General features: G+C 52.3%; 16 protein-coding genes, 1 tRNA gene, 1 other RNA gene and 2 pseudogenes. 13 read left to right on the forward strand and 7 right to left on the reverse strand.

Features of this window, described 5'->3' with window-relative positions; all coding sequences use genetic code 11:
- Positions 1–12 precede the first annotated feature (12 nt).
- Entirely contained in the window at positions 13–645 is a 633-nt protein-coding gene (gene yfcF, locus ACLBVC_RS11890) for a glutathione transferase (RefSeq protein WP_410149777.1), read from the forward strand.
- Positions 646–688: 43 nt separating this feature from the next.
- On the opposite strand, the gene ACLBVC_RS11895 is transcribed toward yfcF, so the two are convergent.
- The 3 genes from ACLBVC_RS11895 to bhsA all read right to left on the reverse strand — a co-directional run bounded on the left by ACLBVC_RS11895 (position 689) and on the right by bhsA (position 2,219).
- Positions 689–1,135, reverse strand: a complete 447-nt coding sequence (locus ACLBVC_RS11895; protein WP_410149778.1) for a GNAT family N-acetyltransferase — start codon at positions 1,133–1,135, stop codon at positions 689–691.
- Between the two features lie 18 nt (positions 1,136–1,153).
- Positions 1,154–1,789 carry a LysE family translocator gene (locus ACLBVC_RS11900; protein ID WP_410149779.1) on the reverse strand — a complete coding sequence of 212 codons (636 nt, stop codon included), beginning with the start codon at positions 1,787–1,789 and terminating at the stop codon, positions 1,154–1,156.
- Between the two features lie 172 nt (positions 1,790–1,961).
- Positions 1,962–2,219, reverse strand: coding sequence for a multiple stress resistance protein BhsA (bhsA, locus tag ACLBVC_RS11905; protein WP_410149780.1), 258 nt, complete (start codon positions 2,217–2,219; stop codon positions 1,962–1,964).
- Between the two features lie 406 nt (positions 2,220–2,625).
- Here bhsA and ACLBVC_RS11910 point away from each other — a divergent pair, with 406 nt between their 5' ends.
- Positions 2,626–2,874, forward strand: a complete 249-nt coding sequence (locus tag ACLBVC_RS11910) for a GlsB/YeaQ/YmgE family stress response membrane protein (RefSeq protein WP_195814909.1) — start codon at positions 2,626–2,628, stop codon at positions 2,872–2,874.
- 60 nt (positions 2,875–2,934) lie between these two features.
- Here ACLBVC_RS11910 and ACLBVC_RS11915 read toward each other — a convergent pair whose 3' ends face one another.
- Positions 2,935–3,291 carry a type II toxin-antitoxin system RelE/ParE family toxin gene (locus ACLBVC_RS11915; protein WP_410149781.1) on the reverse strand — a complete coding sequence of 119 codons (357 nt, stop codon included), beginning with the start codon at positions 3,289–3,291 and terminating at the stop codon, positions 2,935–2,937.
- Positions 3,275–3,496: pseudogene (locus ACLBVC_RS11920) on the reverse strand (type II toxin-antitoxin system prevent-host-death family antitoxin); the annotation flags it as partial. The gene ACLBVC_RS11915 and the pseudogene ACLBVC_RS11920, both read right to left, overlap by 17 nt.
- A 448-nt stretch (positions 3,497–3,944) precedes the next feature.
- On the opposite strand from ACLBVC_RS11920, the gene ACLBVC_RS11925 reads away from it, so the two are divergent.
- The 6 genes from ACLBVC_RS11925 to ACLBVC_RS11950 all read left to right on the forward strand — a co-directional run bounded on the left by ACLBVC_RS11925 (position 3,945) and on the right by ACLBVC_RS11950 (position 8,781).
- Positions 3,945–5,390, forward strand: coding sequence for an alpha/beta hydrolase (locus ACLBVC_RS11925; protein ID WP_410149938.1), 1,446 nt, complete (start codon positions 3,945–3,947; stop codon positions 5,388–5,390).
- An 86-nt stretch (positions 5,391–5,476) separates the two neighbouring features.
- Positions 5,477–5,941, forward strand: a complete 465-nt coding sequence (locus tag ACLBVC_RS11930) for a MarR family winged helix-turn-helix transcriptional regulator (RefSeq protein WP_410149782.1) — start codon at positions 5,477–5,479, stop codon at positions 5,939–5,941.
- 136 nt (positions 5,942–6,077) lie between these two features.
- The gene (locus ACLBVC_RS11935; protein WP_410149783.1) at positions 6,078–6,500 is read left to right on the forward strand and encodes an organic hydroperoxide resistance protein; all 423 of its coding nucleotides are present in this window, start codon (positions 6,078–6,080) and stop codon (positions 6,498–6,500) included.
- Positions 6,501–6,758: 258 nt separating this feature from the next.
- Positions 6,759–8,438, forward strand: coding sequence for a kdo(2)-lipid A phosphoethanolamine 7''-transferase (eptB, locus tag ACLBVC_RS11940; RefSeq protein WP_410149784.1), 1,680 nt, complete (start codon positions 6,759–6,761; stop codon positions 8,436–8,438).
- A 102-nt stretch (positions 8,439–8,540) separates the two neighbouring features.
- Positions 8,541–8,617, forward strand: a tRNA-Pro gene (locus ACLBVC_RS11945).
- Positions 8,618–8,652: 35 nt separating this feature from the next.
- Positions 8,653–8,781, forward strand: a non-coding RNA gene (locus ACLBVC_RS11950) — RtT sRNA.
- A gap of 95 nt (positions 8,782–8,876) precedes the next feature.
- On the opposite strand, the gene ACLBVC_RS11955 is transcribed toward ACLBVC_RS11950, so the two are convergent.
- Together ACLBVC_RS11955 and ACLBVC_RS11960 are read right to left on the reverse strand one after the other, a co-directional pair.
- On the reverse strand, positions 8,877–9,356 hold the full coding sequence (locus ACLBVC_RS11955) for a type II toxin-antitoxin system YhaV family toxin (RefSeq protein WP_410149785.1): 480 nt from the start codon (positions 9,354–9,356) through the stop codon (positions 8,877–8,879).
- Between the two features lie 6 nt (positions 9,357–9,362).
- Positions 9,363–9,764 (reverse strand): annotated as a pseudogene (locus ACLBVC_RS11960) (type II toxin-antitoxin system PrlF family antitoxin).
- Positions 9,765–10,520: 756 nt separating this feature from the next.
- Here ACLBVC_RS11960 and dppA point away from each other — a divergent pair.
- From dppA to dppF, 5 genes are all read left to right on the forward strand, one after another.
- Positions 10,521–12,128, forward strand: coding sequence for a dipeptide ABC transporter periplasmic-binding protein DppA (gene dppA, locus ACLBVC_RS11965; protein ID WP_195814885.1), 1,608 nt, complete (start codon positions 10,521–10,523; stop codon positions 12,126–12,128).
- A gap of 144 nt (positions 12,129–12,272) precedes the next feature.
- A complete protein-coding gene (dppB, locus tag ACLBVC_RS11970; RefSeq protein ID WP_195814884.1) occupies positions 12,273–13,292 on the forward strand; it encodes a dipeptide ABC transporter permease DppB in 1,020 nt (339 codons plus the stop codon).
- A gap of 10 nt (positions 13,293–13,302) precedes the next feature.
- Positions 13,303–14,217 (forward strand): dipeptide ABC transporter permease DppC, encoded by a 915-nt coding sequence (gene dppC, locus ACLBVC_RS11975; RefSeq protein ID WP_195825625.1) that lies wholly within the window; start codon positions 13,303–13,305, stop codon positions 14,215–14,217.
- A gap of 10 nt (positions 14,218–14,227) precedes the next feature.
- Complete coding sequence (gene dppD, locus ACLBVC_RS11980; protein ID WP_095923948.1) at positions 14,228–15,253, forward strand: dipeptide ABC transporter ATP-binding protein; 1,026 nt, start codon at positions 14,228–14,230, stop codon at positions 15,251–15,253.
- A complete protein-coding gene (gene dppF / locus ACLBVC_RS11985; RefSeq protein ID WP_104923792.1) occupies positions 15,243–16,256 on the forward strand; it encodes a dipeptide ABC transporter ATP-binding subunit DppF in 1,014 nt (337 codons plus the stop codon). Before dppD ends, dppF begins: the two co-directional genes overlap by 11 nt.
- Positions 16,257–16,327 lie beyond the last annotated feature (71 nt).

Below are 16,327 nucleotides of genomic sequence, written 5' to 3' on the forward strand. Positions count from 1 at the left end.
CAGGAGTTTGCCATGAGCCAGCCTTCGCTGATTTTGTATTCCGACGCCGATTATTTCAGCCCTTACGTGATGTCCGCCTTTGTGGCGCTGACCGAAAAAGGCATTCCTTTTGAGCTGGAAACGGTCGATCTGGCGCAGGCGGATAACCTGAAGGGATCTTATTCGGCGATTTCGCTCACCCGCCGCGTACCGACGTTAATCAACGGCACCTTTGTTTTGTCCGAATCCTCCGCGATTGATGAATACGTCGAAGAGCTTTTCCCTGCGCCAACGTTTCCGGCCATCTATCCGGCAGATCCGGAAAATCGCGCCAAAGCCCGTGAAGTTCAGGCGTGGTTGCGCAGCGATCTGGTGCCAATTCGTGAAGAGCGTCCGACGGAAATCGTGTTTGCCGGTGAGAAACGCCCGGCACTTTCCGCCCGCGCAGAGCAGGCTGCCGAAAAATTGTATGCGGCGGCAGAACGTTTGCTGGGAGACAAAGAGCATTTGTTTGGCGAATGGAGTATTGCGGATGTGGATCTGGCACTGATGCTCAACCGCCTGTACCTGAACGGCGATGCGATGCCGGAAAAACTGGCGGCTTACGCGAAAGCCCAGTGGCAGCGTGCATCGGTTTTAGAGTGGCTAGCGTTATCTGCGAAATAAATACGGCGCGCAGCAGGAAGAAAATCCCTGCTGCGCGAAAAAGTCAGAGCAGTTTCTTCGTCAGAAAATAGCGGGTATGCGTGGACGGTGCGTTTTCCGGCGCGCGCGAATCGGCGATGTAATCTTCCAGCGTCATCTGCGTCGCATAACCCATGCGCTCATAGAAAGGCCGCGCCTGAAAACTAAACGTATCGACCAGCGAATACCGGCAGCCGCGCGCCTGCGCTTCTTCTTCGGCCTCGCGGATCAGTTGCGTCCCCACATCTTTCCCGCGTAACGACTCATCGACCCACAGCATCTGGATGTACATCCAATTACCGATGGTTTCAGCCACAATTCCTGCCTGTTTGTGACCATTTTCATCTTCAACAAAAATCCCTAACTCGCGAAATTTCGGCTGCGGAATGAAGTTTCTGTTGAAACTGCGCAGACCGGTTTTGATTTCATCGAGATCGTCTGCGGTCGGGGCATGGCTGAGTCGGGTCTTCATGACATTCTTCCTTTTTCGTTAGCGTTTGGTCGTAGCGAGTCGGACTGCAAAAGCAATAAAAACGGTTCCGGTGAGACGATCCAGCGTTCTGACGACTGCCGGACGGCGCAGCCAGCGCGAAAGCGGGCGTGTGGCGGAAATCATCGTGACCGACCACAGCGTACCGATGACCGCGTGCATGGCCGCCAGGCCAAAAATGTACGGACCGACCGGGTAACCGGTGGCGACAAACTGCGGCAGGAAAGAGACGTAAAACACACCGACTTTGGGGTTCAGGATGTTGCCAAATAATCCTCTGATAAACGGCGAATCGCCGATGCGTAACGCTTTTTTGCTACTTTCCGGCGCTGCCATGTTCATTTCACTGCGCGGGTTCAGCAACATTTGCAGCCCGAGCCAGCAAAGGTACGCGGCGCCAATCCATTTCAGCACGTTGAAGGCGATTTCCGAGGCGGCAAGTACCGCGCCCAGCCCGAGTGCGACCATCGCGCCCCAGACCAGACAGCCGGTACTGATCCCGAACGCTGAAGACAGCGCTTTTTTACTGCCCTGACTGGCGGCGGTACGCAGTACTAATGCCGTATCCAGGCCGGGCGTGAGGGTCAAAATACCGGCGGCAAACGCGTAAGAAATAAGGGATTCGGTAACGGTCATGGCTTTTCCTGATGAGCGAAAAAACCAGAATAGTGAACAAAATGGGTAAGATGCAATCGGGATGCATAAAGAAATTCTGAGAGGGCGGTGGAGAAAAACAAAAAGCCTGTGGAAGACGCGCTTCCACAGGCTTTTTAAGAGGGTTTTATCGGGCTACGGTTCTGCGCGGCGATTATTTGTAGATTTCAGCGTCAGCGTGCAGTTTGTTATTACCGCTTACGGAGATGATGCGGTAAGACGATGCACCCGCTTCTTTTGCCTGCTGAGAAAATTTCGCTTCCAGGCCACCGATGGTGGTGGAGTTTGCGGCGGAAATCACACCGATTTTCTGCATGTCTGCTGAGGGTTGATTAATCTGCTGAGCCGCGAAGCTGCCGAAAGAAATCAGGGAAAGGGTTGCAGCTACAGCAAAAATTTTGACGTTTTTCATGATATCTATTCCATTCAGGGTTGTGTGAGTGAAAGGTGTTTGCCTTTCGATGGATGCATAATAGGCCTGACGGCGGGAGATGAAAAACGGATTGATTTGAGTATCTCTTTCAAAAAATTTGGTCTACTTTTTACGCAATTTTACGTCCAGATGCGGGTCCCTGACGAAACCGCATTCGTGCTGACATAGCCTGAAACAGCCTTAGATTTCTCTGCGTTTCCTCCCTTCCTGCTGATTTTGGGCGATTTTGTGCAAACGGTGCTAGACTTTAGAGGTAGTGCAAGAAGAGGGCTGTTTGTGTGGAAATACGCATCCGGCTCACAGAACCTGAGTTGTTCTGCTTTTGTTTGGCTGACTTTGCTGAACAATATTCACGGTAACGGAAATTCATTCGGAGGAGTCGAAAATGGGAATTTTATCCTGGATTATTTTTGGTCTGATCGCCGGTATTCTGGCTAAGTGGATCATGCCGGGCAAAGACGGCGGCGGTTTTATTCTGACCGTGGTTCTTGGTGTTGTCGGTGCCGTTGTGGGTGGTTATATCAGTACTTTCTTCGGCTTCGGCCGTGTAGACGGTTTCAACTTCGGCAGCTTCGTTGTCGCCGTGATCGGTGCGTTAGTGGTTCTCTTTATCTACCGTAAAATCAGGAGCTAATGGTTTTCCATTACGCCTGAAACAAAAAAGCCGCGCTGAGTCGCGGCTTTTTTGTTTCTGTTATACCTGCGGTGTGGTTTGGTATTCCACATCTGGCTCATGCAACCGCTGGCGCATGATATCGGCGGGTGAAGGGATCTGATGCATTACGGCCACAAAAACGAGGGTATTGGCATTTTTCAAAAAGTACACGACATGGTTTTGATGGGGGAAGCGGAACAGGTTTTCATTAAAGGAGACGGGTCTGCCCATGTCAGGATAAGACGCTAACATTGAGAAAAGACCCAAAAATTCAGAAAGATATTTTTCCGATTGTGCTCGCCCCCATTGAGCTTGCGTATAACGTTGAATATCAAACAAATCATCCTGCGCCTCCCTGGCTATCTGATTGCGATGTATCTCAATCCCTTTTTCCACTCATCAGTTGAGCGAAAAATGTTTCGCCATCCATGACGTCTCCCCGGGCCATATCTGCTTTAGCCCTGGCCACTTTTTCCTTAAAAATCCGCATCTTAACTTCTTCAAGTATTTGATAATCTTCAATTGATAGCATCACCGCAACGGGTTTCCCATTGCGATTAATCTGTAGGGGTTCTCGCGGAACCCGTAACAGAACATCGCCAAATTGAGTTTTTACTTAATTAGCACTGAAAGATTTCATCGTCATTCCTTTCGACTGTTTCGTTCGATTCATTCGAAACAGCGCATGCTAAACACCCAAATTAAGCCCATTAAATAAGCACCCGGTTTTTTTTCAATCCACCGGCGATGTCGGCAATTTCACGATGTCCAGATTTTCGTCACCCGTCCAGTAAACACCTTCTTTCGCTCAGAACGAGCCTTTGATGAAATCCAGCAGGCCGCTGTTGAGCAGGACATCGGCGATGTGATTTCACAACATCCGGATCTGCTGGGAAGTCATGCGGCTGAACAAAAACGGGAGATTTTGTGCGCTTCATGCAATCGCCGTTCAGGTTAAATGCATTATTATTTATCCAATAATGTGCAGGAACGGCATATCTTTAAACTCTCGCCTTTCGCCCAAAACAGTTTTAGGAAAATTTGATTTGATACAACTTCATTCTCTCTTTGAACGCCTGAAAAAACTGTTACTGGCGGTCATTCTTATCGTGCTGACCTTATTGGCGGTTCGTACTTACGACGCCTCACAAGGACCGGCGCTTGAGCCGTGGCACAAGGTGGTTCCTGATGAACTGAGTGCGTCGCAGCTGGATAAAAGCGACTGGGCCGCGTATTTGCGGGCCGAGCAGCAGGCATTTCTGGAAGTGAAGCAACAGGTGACGGACAAGCTCGATGCTGAAGATCGTATTCCGCTGAACCGGTATTACGACCGCAGCCCGGTTTATCCTGAACATTTTGCGCAGGACTGGAACCGCTCATACGAACTGATGCCTGACGGTAAACCGGTCGGTGCAGTGGTGTTATTGCACGGCCTGACGGACTCGCCCTACAGCCTGCGCCATATTGCAGAAGAATACCGTCGTCGGGGTTTTGTGGCGGTGGGGATCCGTCTGCCGGGGCATGGAACCGTGCCGGGTGGCCTGACGCGCGTTGACTGGGAACAATGGCTGGCTGCCACGCGGCTGGCGGTGAGAGAAGCGCATCGTGCGGCCGGTGAAAATGTCCCGTTGCAGATCGTCGGTTTCTCCAATGGCGGTGCGCTGGCGATGAAATACACGCTCGATACGCTGGACGACAAATCTCTGGTGCGTCCGACGCGTGTGGTGCTGGTTTCCCCGATGATCGGCGTCACCCGTTTTGCACGTTTCGCCGGATACGCGGGCTGGCCGTCGATCTTCCCGGCCTTCGCCAAAACTGCCTGGCTGAATCTGATGCCAGAATTTAATCCGTTTAAATACAATTCATTCCCGGTGAAAGCTGCGCGGCAGTCTTATCTGCTCACGCATGTTTTGCAGCAGCAAATCAGTGAGGATGCGCAGTCGGGCAAGCTGGCGCAACTGCCGCCGCTGCTGGCTTTCCAGTCGGTGATTGATTCTACCGTCAGCACCCGCGCGGTGGTCACGGCATTATTTAATCAGCTTCCCGCCAACGGCAGTCAGCTGGTGTTGTTTGATATCAACCGCAGCGCTTATGTTGGCCCGTTGCTGCGGCCTGCGGCGGAGACTGCCGTTGAACGTCTGCTGCCCGCGCCACCGCGTGCCTATCAGACCACGATTATCACCAACGCTTCACCTGATGATGCCGCTGCGGTCGCGCAAACTACGCTGGCAGGGCAAGCCACAGTCAGCAGCAGTCCGCTGGGGCTGAATTATCCTTCAGAATTCTATTCGCTATCGCACGTTGCGCTGCCTTTCCCGACGGATGACTCGCTCTATGGCCGTAATCCACAAGGCCCGGCGCAGTTTGGTATTCATCTGGGGACGCTGGCTGCGCGGGGTGAAAATGGCGCGCTGGTGGTGAGTATGGATCAGCTGATGCGCGTTTCTTCCAATCCTTTCTATCCGTATATGCTGAAAAGAATTGTCGAATTTTGAAGGGGATAGGGGGAAAACGGCGTTTGGTGAGGGAATAATCAACAAAAGCGCTTGCGATAATATCGCGCACTATATATATTGAAACCATGAAGACGACAACAGACACTGACTTAACGCACAGCAGCATGCTGCATCTTGATCAGCAGATGTGTTTTGCCCTGTACTCCGCGAATCTTGCGCTGCACAAAGTGTACCGCAAGCTGCTCGGGCAGCTCGACCTCACCTATCCGCAATATCTGGTGATGTTGGTTCTCTGGCAGCGTGATGAAGTCACGGTTTCTGATATTGGCGAGAAGCTTTTTCTGGATTCGGCGACGTTAACACCGTTGTTAAAACGTCTCGAAGTGGCCGGTTTGCTGGTTCGTCAGCGGGCGAAAGCCGATGAACGTCAGGTGATTATTTCCCTGACCGCTGAAGGTAAAGCATTACGCGAAAAAGCACAGAGTATTCCGGAAGCAATTTTTTGTGCCACGGAATGCGACATGGGTGAGATTATTGCGCTGAAACAGCAACTTGAAGCACTGCGCGGGCACCTTCAGGATAAAGCCTGAGAAGAACGATTCAACAAACGGAGAGGAAGACAGCATTTTCAATCCGTTTGTGTGTAATAAATAAGTAGCGTGCGATTAAATCGTACGGAAATATTAAGCGTTTTCCCTTATTAATCCGATCGAAAAGGAACGAAACATGTCTATTGAAAAAGTGGTATATCGTGCTCATGCCTCTGCAACCGGCGGTCGTGATGGCCGCGCGACATCTGATGATGGCGTTCTGGACGTTAAGCTGGGCTTGCCAAAAGAAATGGGCGGAATGGGCGGCGGGACTAACCCTGAACAACTGTTTGCAGCCGGTTATTCCGCCTGCTTCCTCGGCGCACTGAAAGCGGTAGCCGCGCAGGAAAAAATCAAAATTCCTGCTGATGCAAAAATTGAAGGCGCAGTCGGTATTGGCGCAATTCCCGGCGGTTACGGTATTGAAGTGCAGCTGGACATTACTCTGCCGGGCTTTGAACGCAGCGAAGCCGAAGCGCTGGTCGCTAAAGCGCATCTGGTTTGCCCGTACTCAAACGCAACCCGCGGCAACATAGACGTGACGCTTAACGTAAAATAACTGAAGCAGAATCAGCGCCTTCACCAGGGAGCTGTAAGTAAGACAATAATAAGAAAATCTCAGGGAGGCTTCGGCCTCCTTTTTCGTGGTGCAAACAAATCAAAAATGTCCTCATCCCGCCTGCAAGCCACGTCAGACGCAGAACTTTCCGGAAAAATGTATATAAACGTAATCTCGGCATAATCTGTGAACTCGCCTTACATAATCATGTCACAATGATTCAGAATTTTAAAAAACACATTTGGAAAGTAACGATTTATGAATAGAGTGAAGACTCTATCGCAGCAAAATATCTCTTTATTGTTAGCGATTTATATTGGCATTTTCCTCAATGTCTCCGTGTTCCAGCGCCGTTTCGCCGCGTTAATCCATCAGTTCACGTCGGCTGAGCTGATTCAGGCGGTCACGGAAGTGTGCGCTATCGTCCTGTTTACGTTCTTCGTACTGCGTTTGCTATCGCTGGGGGGAAAGACGTTTTTCCGGGTGGTGGCCAGTTTGCTGGTGCTGATTTCTGTTGCCGCCAGTTATTACATGATGATGTTCAATGTGGTGATCGGCTACGGCATTGTGGCGTCCGTGATGACCACGGATGTCGATCTCAGCAAGGAGATTATCGGGTTACCGCTCTTTATCTGGATGGCGCTGGTCAGTGCGTTGCCGCTGTTGCTTATCTGGAAAAATAATCTGCGGCTGACGCTGATTGAGCAGATGAAAACACCGGGACAGCGCATACTGCCGCTGGGCGTGATGCTGGCGACGGTTCTGCTGGTCTGGCTGCCGCTGCGCTCACTTGACCACGCGCAAAGCGTCAACGAGAAAAAAACCAACGTTGATTTGCCAAGTTACGGCGGTGTTGTGGCTCACTCGTATTTGCCGTCTAACTGGCTGGCTGCGCTAGGTTTGTATGCCTATACGCAGGTGGATGAAAGTCAGGACGCCGGTAATTATCTGGATCCGGCCAAAGAGTTTACCTATGTGCCGCCCGCAGATATCGACGACACTTATGTGGTGTTTATTATCGGTGAAACGACCCGCTGGGATCACATGGGGATTCTGGGGTACGAGCGCGACACCACGCCGCGCCTGTCTAAAGAAAAGAATCTGGTGGCATTTCGCGGCACATCCTGTGACACCGCGACCAAGCTTTCTCTGCGTTGCATGTTTGTCCGCGAAGGCGGCACAGAAGACAATCCGCAGCGAACCCTCAAAGAGCAAAATATCTTTGCCGTGATGAAGTCTTTAGGGTTCACCTCGGAGCTGTTCGCGATGCAAAGCGAGCTGTGGTTCTACAATAATGCGGATACCAATAACTTCTCTTTCCGCGAAATTATTGCCTCTGAGAAGCGTAACGACGGTAAACCGGTCGATGACATGCTGCTGGTGAATGAATTACAGGAATCGCTGAAGAACCACCCGAAAGGCAAACACCTGGTGATTCTGCATACCAAAGGATCGCATTACATGTATTCCCAGCGTTATCCGCGCAGCTATGCCCGTTATACCCCGGAATGTATGGGCAACACCTGTAGCAAAGCCGAGCTGATTAACGCCTTTGATAACAGCGTGTTGTACACCGATACCTTTATCGACAGCGTGATTGATCAACTGCGTGATAAGAAAGCGCTGGTGTTTTATGCCGCGGATCACGGTGAGTCGATCGACGAGAATTCGCACCTGCATGGCACACCGCGCGAAATGGCACCGCCGGAGCAGTTCCGCGTACCGATGATCGTCTGGGCTTCTGACACTTTCCTTGAACAGGCCGATCACAAGCAGGCGTTTGAGCAGTTACAGGCACAGCAGCGGGTCGGGGCGAAGAAACGCCATGTGGAATTATTCGATTCGATTTTGGGCTGTCTGGGATATACGTCGCCAGACGGGGGTATTAACCCGGCGAATAACTGGTGTGCAACACCTCAGGCTGAACAGAAGCTTTAGGTTATTTAAGAGGCGTATCGGATGATTTGTGGTCAGTCAGCATTTAAGTTTTAAAAAGCCGTTGACGCTCTGAAACCGCCGCAGTAAGATGCGCCCCACTCGCGGCGAGTAGCGCAGCTTGGTAGCGCAACTGGTTTGGGACCAGTGGGTCGGAGGTTCGAATCCTCTCTCGCCGACCATATTTGAAAAGCCTGCTTTTTTAAGCAGGTTTTTTTTCGTCTGAAGTTTATGAGGATGAGAGCCTCCGAAGGAGGTTTGAGCCGAGCGAAGCGAGACAACGTTGCTTTAGCAACGGCCCGCAGGGCGGGCATCGAAGATGCGCGTAATCCTCTCTCGCCGACCATATTTGAAAAGCCTGCTTTTTTAAGCAGGTTTTTTTTCGTCCCCAAAAGCCCGCAGCCTGATGGTTGCGGGCTTTTTGTTTTGTACGAAGAAAATTCAGATGATTTCCTCTCTCAGTTTTTCCCCGTTCGAGGCTTCAAGTAATGCTGCCCAGCTGTCCGGCGGCTCACCACTCTTAAGCATTTTGCGAAAAACCCGGTACACGTCAGTTTTGCTTTCATCGGCACGTAATTCTTTATCGTCATTTACCCACGCATAAATGATGATTCGGGTTCTGAGGTTGTAGCGGAAAAACAGGCGGTATTGCTGGAAGAATTTTGCTCTGAACCAATGAGAAAACTCGCCACCTGGCGTATCGCCCTGACGAAATTCCGTTCGTGCCGGATCCTGCGGGATGACTTCATGCATCAGTTTGTTGATCGCCGCCAGCCTTTTGGACGCATTTTTGGTTTTGTATCCGACCGGATCTTTACGACGTAGCTGGACAACCTGGTCAGTGAGTTTTTGTATTTGTTGCTGGATCAACGGGTGTGAGAGCAGGGTCCATCCATTAACCTCCATTGCCTGATTGTGCATAATCCATTACTCACCATCGTCAGAAAGCGGACTGTTCAGGTCGGCATCTATGCCAGCGGTCAGCACATTGATTTTTTCATGCATTGCTAAGGTGAGCGGCTGCAAATTTTCCGGGTTATTGAGCATATCTGCCTCAACGAAATCCAGAAAGGCATTGATTACCGGATCGCTGTGTTATTCGAGCTGCCTCGAAATCACTACCTGTCCGTCAGGCAACACTTTGTACTGAATGCGATCGTTCTCGGTGAGATTGAGGGCTTTGCGAATGGTGGCGGGAATGGTGGTCTGAAAGCGGCGGGTCACTTTCGATTCCGCTTTGAGTTTGATTCCCCAAGTGGCTGAGGCAGACATAAGTGCGGTTCCCTGTGATGAATAATTAAGCGATTCGACAGCGTAATGCAATTGCATTGCTTTTTGGCCATCATTTCAGTTCCATCCAAAAACCTCTGACGGTGACAAGCTTCACAGTCTTGCAATAAGTACGCCAGGATTTAAAAAATCATTAACATATGAGTTTCCATCCATTTCCGCCCTATACACTTCTGATGCCGGAAAAGCAGGCACATTTTGTACGAAAATTCGCCTGCACCACAATCGTGCATTTGCACTATTTTTGGGGTCTTTTCAGGGAACAGAAGCCAACTTGCTTTCTGACGAGTCGGAGCTGTTTGCCACACTTCCCAGCATTTTCCGCTGGTTTTCACCCTGATCTCAAAAATAACCGTTCATATATTCATCATTTAGCCAGAAATTTTTAGGCTTTAAAAAAGGGCTAAACCCCCATTAATACTCTTTTACATAGCGAATTGTGTGGGCATTCACCGTCAGGAGTGAACATTCATCCTGCATTCGTTAATTAAATGTTTTTTTATGTTTGTTTGCTGTTACTCACAGTCTGTGTAAATGCCTGATGGTTATATTGACGTCAAGGGAAGGAGTTGCCAAATTGATAGCCCCAAGGAAGACCAGTGATTATTTCCAGTCAGGTTTTGTAAAGCCAGCTTTACAGAACGCAGGAAAAAAATGGCAGTTCACCATGCTCTGGTTGGACTTATTACAGCGCACGAGCAAACACAGTCACCCGCAAATAAAAATAAAGGGTGGCGTGAGCTGTAAAACACAACACACACATCCACATCACCATTAATCGATGGAGCAGAAGCGATGACAATCTCTTTAGGTAAGTCGGGGCTACTGAAATTCAGTATGGGCCTGATTGCGCTGACCGTTGCGGCCAGTGTCCAGGCAAAAACGTTAGTCTATTGCTCCGAAGGTTCACCTGAAGGCTTCAACCCTCAGTTGTTCACCTCCGGTACCACGTATGACGCAAGCTCCGTGCCTATCTACAACCGTCTGGTTGAGTTCAAAATCGGGACCACTGAAATCCAGCCTGGCCTGGCAGAGAAGTGGGACGTTTCCGCTGACGGCAAAACGTACACCTTCCATCTGCGCAAAGGCGTGAAATGGCAGGACAACAAGGACTTCAAACCGACCCGTGATCTGAATGCGGACGACATCATCTTCTCCTTCGAACGTCAGCTGGATAAAAACAACGCTTATCACGGCGTTTCCGGCGGCAGCTACGAATACTTCGAAGGTATGGGGATGGGCGATCTGATCAATAAGATCGTGAAAGTAGACGACAACACCGTGCAGTTCGTGCTGAACCGCCCTGAGTCTCCATTCCTGGCTGACCTGGCGATGGACTTCGCTTCCATTCTGTCTGCGGAATACGCTGACAACATGCTGAAAGCGAAAACCCCTGAGAAAGTTGACCTGGATCCTATCGGTACCGGTCCGTTCCAGCTTCTGCAATACCAGAAAGATTCGCGCATCCTCTACAAAGCCTTCCCGGGCTACTGGGGCACCAAGCCGCAGATCGACCGTTTAGTCTTCTCCATCACGCCTGACGCCTCCGTGCGTTACGCGAAATTGCAGAAAAACGAATGCCAGGTAATGCCGTACCCGAACCCGGCTGATATCGCGGCAATGAAGAAAGATAAATCCATCAACCTGATGCAACAGCCAGGTCTGAACGTGGGTTACCTGTCCTTCAACGTTGAGAAAAAACCCCTCGATGAAGTGAAAGTGCGTCAGGCACTGACCATGGCTGTGAACAAAAAAGCCATCATCGACGCGGTTTATCAGGGTGCTGGCCAGCCAGCTAAAAACCTGATCCCACCGACAATGTGGGGCTACAACAAAGACATCGTGGATTACCCGTACGATCCGGCTAAAGCCAAAGAGCTGCTGAAAGAAGCAGGTCACGCAGACGGTTTCACTATCGATCTGTGGGCAATGCCAGTACAGCGTCCGTACAACCCGAACGCACGCCGTATGGCTGAAATGATCCAGGCTGACTGGGCGAAAATTGGTGTGAAAGCTAACATCGTGACTTACGAATGGGGCGAATACCTCAAGCGTGCGAAAAACGGTGAGCACCAGTCTGTGATGATGGGCTGGACCGGCGACAATGGGGATCCGGATAACTTCTTCGCGACCCTGTTCAGCTGCGCTGCTGCAAAAGACGGTTCCAACTACTCCCGCTGGTGCTACAAGCCGTTTGAAGATTTGATCCAGCCAGCCCGTGCTGAATCTGATCACGCCAAACGTGCTGCGCTGTACCAGCAGGCTCAGGTTGTGATGCATGACCAGGCACCTGCGCTGATCATCGCTCACTCCACCGTGTACGAACCTGTTCGTAAAGAAGTCAAAGGCTATGTCGTTGATCCATTAGGCAAACACCACTTCGAAAACGTCTCAATGGAGTGATCGCCTGCTGAATAACCCGGGAGCTGCGTTATGTGGTGCTCGCGGGCCATTCAGTACGGCCTTGACTCTCAAGAAAGAAATGTGAGCCACAATAAGCCCGGAGCGCTACGGTTCTCCGGGCATTTTATACAGAGAGTACGGGATATGTTGCAGTTCATACTCCGACGTTTGGGGTTAGTTATCCCAACGTTTATCGGCATTACTTTGCTGACTTTTGCCTTCGTACACATGATACCAGGCGACCCGGTCACCATTATGGCAGGCGAGCGCGGTGTTTCCCCCGAGCGTCATGCCCAGTTAATGGCAGATATGGGGCTCGACAAGCCTCTTTATCAACAATATTTCAAATACGTGAATGGGGTGCTGCACGGCGATCTGGGCACGTCATTAAAAAGCCGCACGCCTGTCTGGCAGGAATTTGTGCCGCGCTTTAAAGCCACGCTGGAGCTGGGTATCTGCGCGATGATCTTTGCGATCATTGTCGGTATACCTGTCGGGGTGCTGGCGGCAGTGAAAAGGGGCTCGATATTCGATCACACGGCCGTGGGAATATCGCTGACCGGCTATTCAATGCCCATATTCTGGTGGGGGATCATGCTGGTTATGCTGGTCTCGGTGCAATGGAATCTAACGCCCGTATCGGGGCGAATAAGCGATACCGTCTTCCTCGACGACAGCCTGCCGCTGACCGGCTTTATGCTGATCGACACGCTGTTCTGGGGCGAGCCGGGTGATTTCGTGGATGCCGTCATGCACATGATTTTACCGGCCATCGTTCTGGGCACCATTCCGCTGGCGGTGATTGTGCGTATGACCCGTTCTTCCATGCTGGAAGTGCTGGGTGAAGACTACATCCGTACCGCACGCGCCAAGGGCGTCAGCCGTATGCGGGTGATCGTCATTCACGCCTTGCGTAATGCACTGCTGCCGGTCGTGACCATCATTGGTTTGCAGGTCGGTACGCTGTTGGGCGGCGCCATCCTGACGGAAACCATCTTCTCCTGGCCTGGACTTGGCCGGTGGCTGATTGACGCACTCCAGCGCCGCGACTATCCGGTCGTGCAGGGCGGAGTGTTGCTGGTCGCTACTCTGATCATCGTGGTTAACCTGCTGGTAGACGTACTCTACGGTGTGGTCAACCCGCGTATTCGCCACAAGAAATAAGGGGCGCACAATGTCTCAAACCACTGAGCCAGTCGCTAACGAGTTAGTGACGGCTGCGCCAGCGCCGATGCCGCCTTTGCGCGAATTCTGGCACTACTTCAAGCGTAATAAAGGGGCCGTGACCGGCCTGGTTTACATCATCATCATGCTGATTCTGGCGGTTGGCGCGAACTTCATCGCCCCGCACGCACCGGCTGAACAGTTCCGCGATGCGTTGCTGCGCCCGCCGGTCTGGATGCAAGGCGGCAGCTGGAAATTCCTGCTGGGCACTGACGACGTGGGCCGCGATATTCTCTCGCGTCTGATGTACGGCGCGCGTTTATCGCTGCTGGTCGGTTGTCTGGTCGTGGTGCTTTCCCTGATCCTCGGCGTGGTGTTCGGCCTGTTTGCCGGTTACTACGGCGGTGTCGTGGACGCCATCATCATGCGCGTGGTCGATATCATGCTGGCCCTGCCAAGCCTGTTGCTGGCGCTGGTGCTGGTGGCGATTTTCGGCCCGTCGATAGTCAACGCCTCGCTGGCGCTGACGTTCGTCGCCCTGCCGCACTATGTCCGCTTAACCCGCGCGGCGGTGCTGGTGGAAGTGAACCGTGACTATGTGACCGCTTCGCGCGTCGCCGGTGCCGGTTCTGCGCGCCAGATGTTCATCAATATTTTACCTAACTGCTTAGCGCCGCTGATTGTTCAGGCATCGCTTGGCTTCTCCAACGCCATCCTCGATATGGCAGCGTTGGGCTTTCTCGGTATGGGCGCACAGCCGCCAACGCCGGAGTGGGGCACCATGCTGTCTGACGTTTTACAGTTTGCTCAAAGTGCCTGGTGGGTCGTGACCTTCCCGGGTGTGATCATTCTGTTGACGGTGCTGGCATTTAACCTGATGGGTGATGGCCTGCGTGATGCCCTCGACCCTAAACTCAAGCAGTAAGGGGTTGGAGATGGAGACAACATTAACGAATGACGTCCAGGTCGGTAAAACATTGCTGACCGTGGACAAACTCTCCGTTCACTTTGGTGACGAAGGTACGCCGTTCCGCGCTGTAGACCGAATCAGTTACAGCGTGAAGCAGGGCGAAGTGGTCGGGATTGTTGGTGAATCCGGCTCGGGTAAATCGGTCAGTTCACTGGCGCTGATGGGGCTTATCGACTTCCCCGGCAAAGTGATGGCGGAAAAACTGGAGTTCGGCGGCCGCAATCTTCAGGGGATCAGCGAAAAAGAGCGCCGTCAGATTGTCGGTGCGGAAGTCGCGATGATTTTCCAGGATCCGATGACCAGCCTGAACCCGTGTTACACCGTCGGTTTCCAGATTATGGAAGCCATTAAGGTGCATCAGGGCGGCAATAAAAAGACCCGCCGTCAGCGCACCATCGACCTGCTAAATTTGGTCGGTATTCCTGATCCGGCTTCGCGTCTCGACGTGTATCCGCACCAGCTTTCCGGCGGGATGAGCCAGCGTGTGATGATCGCGATGGCAATCGCCTGTCGTCCAAAATTGCTGATTGCCGATGAGCCGACCACCGCGCTCGACGTGACCATTCAGGCGCAGATTATTGAGCTGCTGCTTGAGCTGCAACAGAAAGAAAACATGGCGCTGATGCTGATCACCCATGACCTGGCGCTGGTGGCGGAAGCCGCGCATCACATTATCGTGATGTACGCCGGTCAGGTGGTGGAATCGGCCAAAGCCACGGAGATTTTCCGTGCGCCGCGCCATCCATACACGCAGGCGTTGCTGCGTTCATTGCCGGAATTTGCGGCGGATAAAGCCCGTTTGCAGTCTTTGCCGGGCGTGGTGCCGGGTAAATATGACCGCCCGAACGGCTGTCTGCTGAACCCGCGCTGCCCGTATGCAACGGACCGTTGCCGTAAAGAAGAACCTGCGCTGCGTGACCTCGCGAACGGGCGTCAGTCGAAGTGCCATTATCCGCTGGATGATGCCGGGAGACCTACTTATGAGTCCTGATAACACCCAACCGCAGCCGCTGTTGCATGCGATTGACCTGAAAAAACATTACCCGGTGAAGAAAGGGATGTTCGCCCCGGAACGTACCGTAAAAGCGCTCGACGGCGTGTCTTTCACGCTGGAACGCGGGAAAACGCTGGCGGTGGTCGGTGAATCCGGCTGTGGGAAATCCACGCTGGGCCGTTTGCTGACCATGATCGAAGTGCCAACCGGTGGTGAGCTTTATTATCGCGGTCAGGACTTGCTGAAACCAGATGCCACGGCGGAAAAGCTGCGTCGTCAGAAGATCCAAATCGTGTTCCAGAATCCTTACGGATCGCTGAATCCGCGCAAGAAAGTCGGTCAGATCCTCGAAGAACCGTTGCTGATCAACACCAAACTGACGGCCGCCGAACGCCGTGAAAAAGCGCTGGCGATGATGGCAAAAGTGGGCCTGAAAACGGAACACTACGACCGTTATCCGCACATGTTTTCCGGCGGTCAGCGTCAGCGTATTGCTATCGCCCGTGGTCTGATGCTGGACCCGGATGTGGTGATTGCCGATGAACCGGTTTCCGCGCTCGACGTTTCCGTGCGTGCGCAGGTGCTGAACCTGATGATGGATTTGCAGCAGGATTTGGGGCTGTCTTACGTCTTCATTTCTCACGATTTGTCCGTTGTCGAACATATCGCTGATGAAGTGATGGTGATGTACCTTGGCCGCTGCGTGGAGAAAGGCTCGAAAGACGCCATTTTCAGCAACCCGCGTCATCCGTACACACAGGCGCTGCTGTCCGCCACGCCGCGTCTGAACCCGGACGAACGCCGTGAACGTATCAAACTGACCGGCGAGCTGCCAAGCCCGCTGAACCCGCCAGCCGGTTGCGCGTTCAACGCCCGCTGCCGCCGCGCGTTCGGCACCTGCAAGCAGTTCCAGCCACAGCTGAAGCAATACGGCGATCAACTGGTCGCCTGCTTCGCCGTCGATCAGGATGAAAACGGAACCACGCAAACCGTCGCGTAATTCTGACTGATTTGCAGAAATGACAAAGCCCGCGAAAGCGGGCTTTTTTGTGGAAACTTATTGCGCATATA

It is taken from the genome of Rahnella selenatireducens (genome assembly GCF_046449555.1).
In the GTDB taxonomy this organism is placed as follows: Bacteria; Pseudomonadota; Gammaproteobacteria; order Enterobacterales; family Enterobacteriaceae; genus Rahnella; species Rahnella selenatireducens.

What these genes read in the sequence shown, in the direction of transcription:
- yfcF (WP_410149777.1), top strand. Translation starts at nt 13, where the DNA reads ATGAGCCAGCCTTCGCTGATTTTGTATTCCGACGCCGATTATTTCAGC.
- ACLBVC_RS11895 (WP_410149778.1), bottom strand. Translation starts at nt 1,135, where the DNA reads ATGAAGACCCGACTCAGCCATGCCCCGACCGCAGACGATCTCGATGAA.
- ACLBVC_RS11900 (WP_410149779.1), bottom strand. Translation starts at nt 1,789, where the DNA reads ATGACCGTTACCGAATCCCTTATTTCTTACGCGTTTGCCGCCGGTATT.
- bhsA (WP_410149780.1), bottom strand. Translation starts at nt 2,219, where the DNA reads ATGAAAAACGTCAAAATTTTTGCTGTAGCTGCAACCCTTTCCCTGATT.
- ACLBVC_RS11910 (WP_195814909.1), top strand. Translation starts at nt 2,626, where the DNA reads ATGGGAATTTTATCCTGGATTATTTTTGGTCTGATCGCCGGTATTCTG.
- ACLBVC_RS11930 (WP_410149782.1), top strand. Translation starts at nt 5,477, where the DNA reads ATGAAGACGACAACAGACACTGACTTAACGCACAGCAGCATGCTGCAT.
- ACLBVC_RS11935 (WP_410149783.1), top strand. Translation starts at nt 6,078, where the DNA reads ATGTCTATTGAAAAAGTGGTATATCGTGCTCATGCCTCTGCAACCGGC.
- eptB (WP_410149784.1), top strand. Translation starts at nt 6,759, where the DNA reads ATGAATAGAGTGAAGACTCTATCGCAGCAAAATATCTCTTTATTGTTA.
- ACLBVC_RS11955 (WP_410149785.1), bottom strand. Translation starts at nt 9,356, where the DNA reads ATGCACAATCAGGCAATGGAGGTTAATGGATGGACCCTGCTCTCACAC.
- dppA (WP_195814885.1), top strand. Translation starts at nt 10,521, where the DNA reads ATGACAATCTCTTTAGGTAAGTCGGGGCTACTGAAATTCAGTATGGGC.
- dppB (WP_195814884.1), top strand. Translation starts at nt 12,273, where the DNA reads ATGTTGCAGTTCATACTCCGACGTTTGGGGTTAGTTATCCCAACGTTT.
- dppC (WP_195825625.1), top strand. Translation starts at nt 13,303, where the DNA reads ATGTCTCAAACCACTGAGCCAGTCGCTAACGAGTTAGTGACGGCTGCG.
- dppD (WP_095923948.1), top strand. Translation starts at nt 14,228, where the DNA reads ATGGAGACAACATTAACGAATGACGTCCAGGTCGGTAAAACATTGCTG.
- dppF (WP_104923792.1), top strand. Translation starts at nt 15,243, where the DNA reads ATGAGTCCTGATAACACCCAACCGCAGCCGCTGTTGCATGCGATTGAC.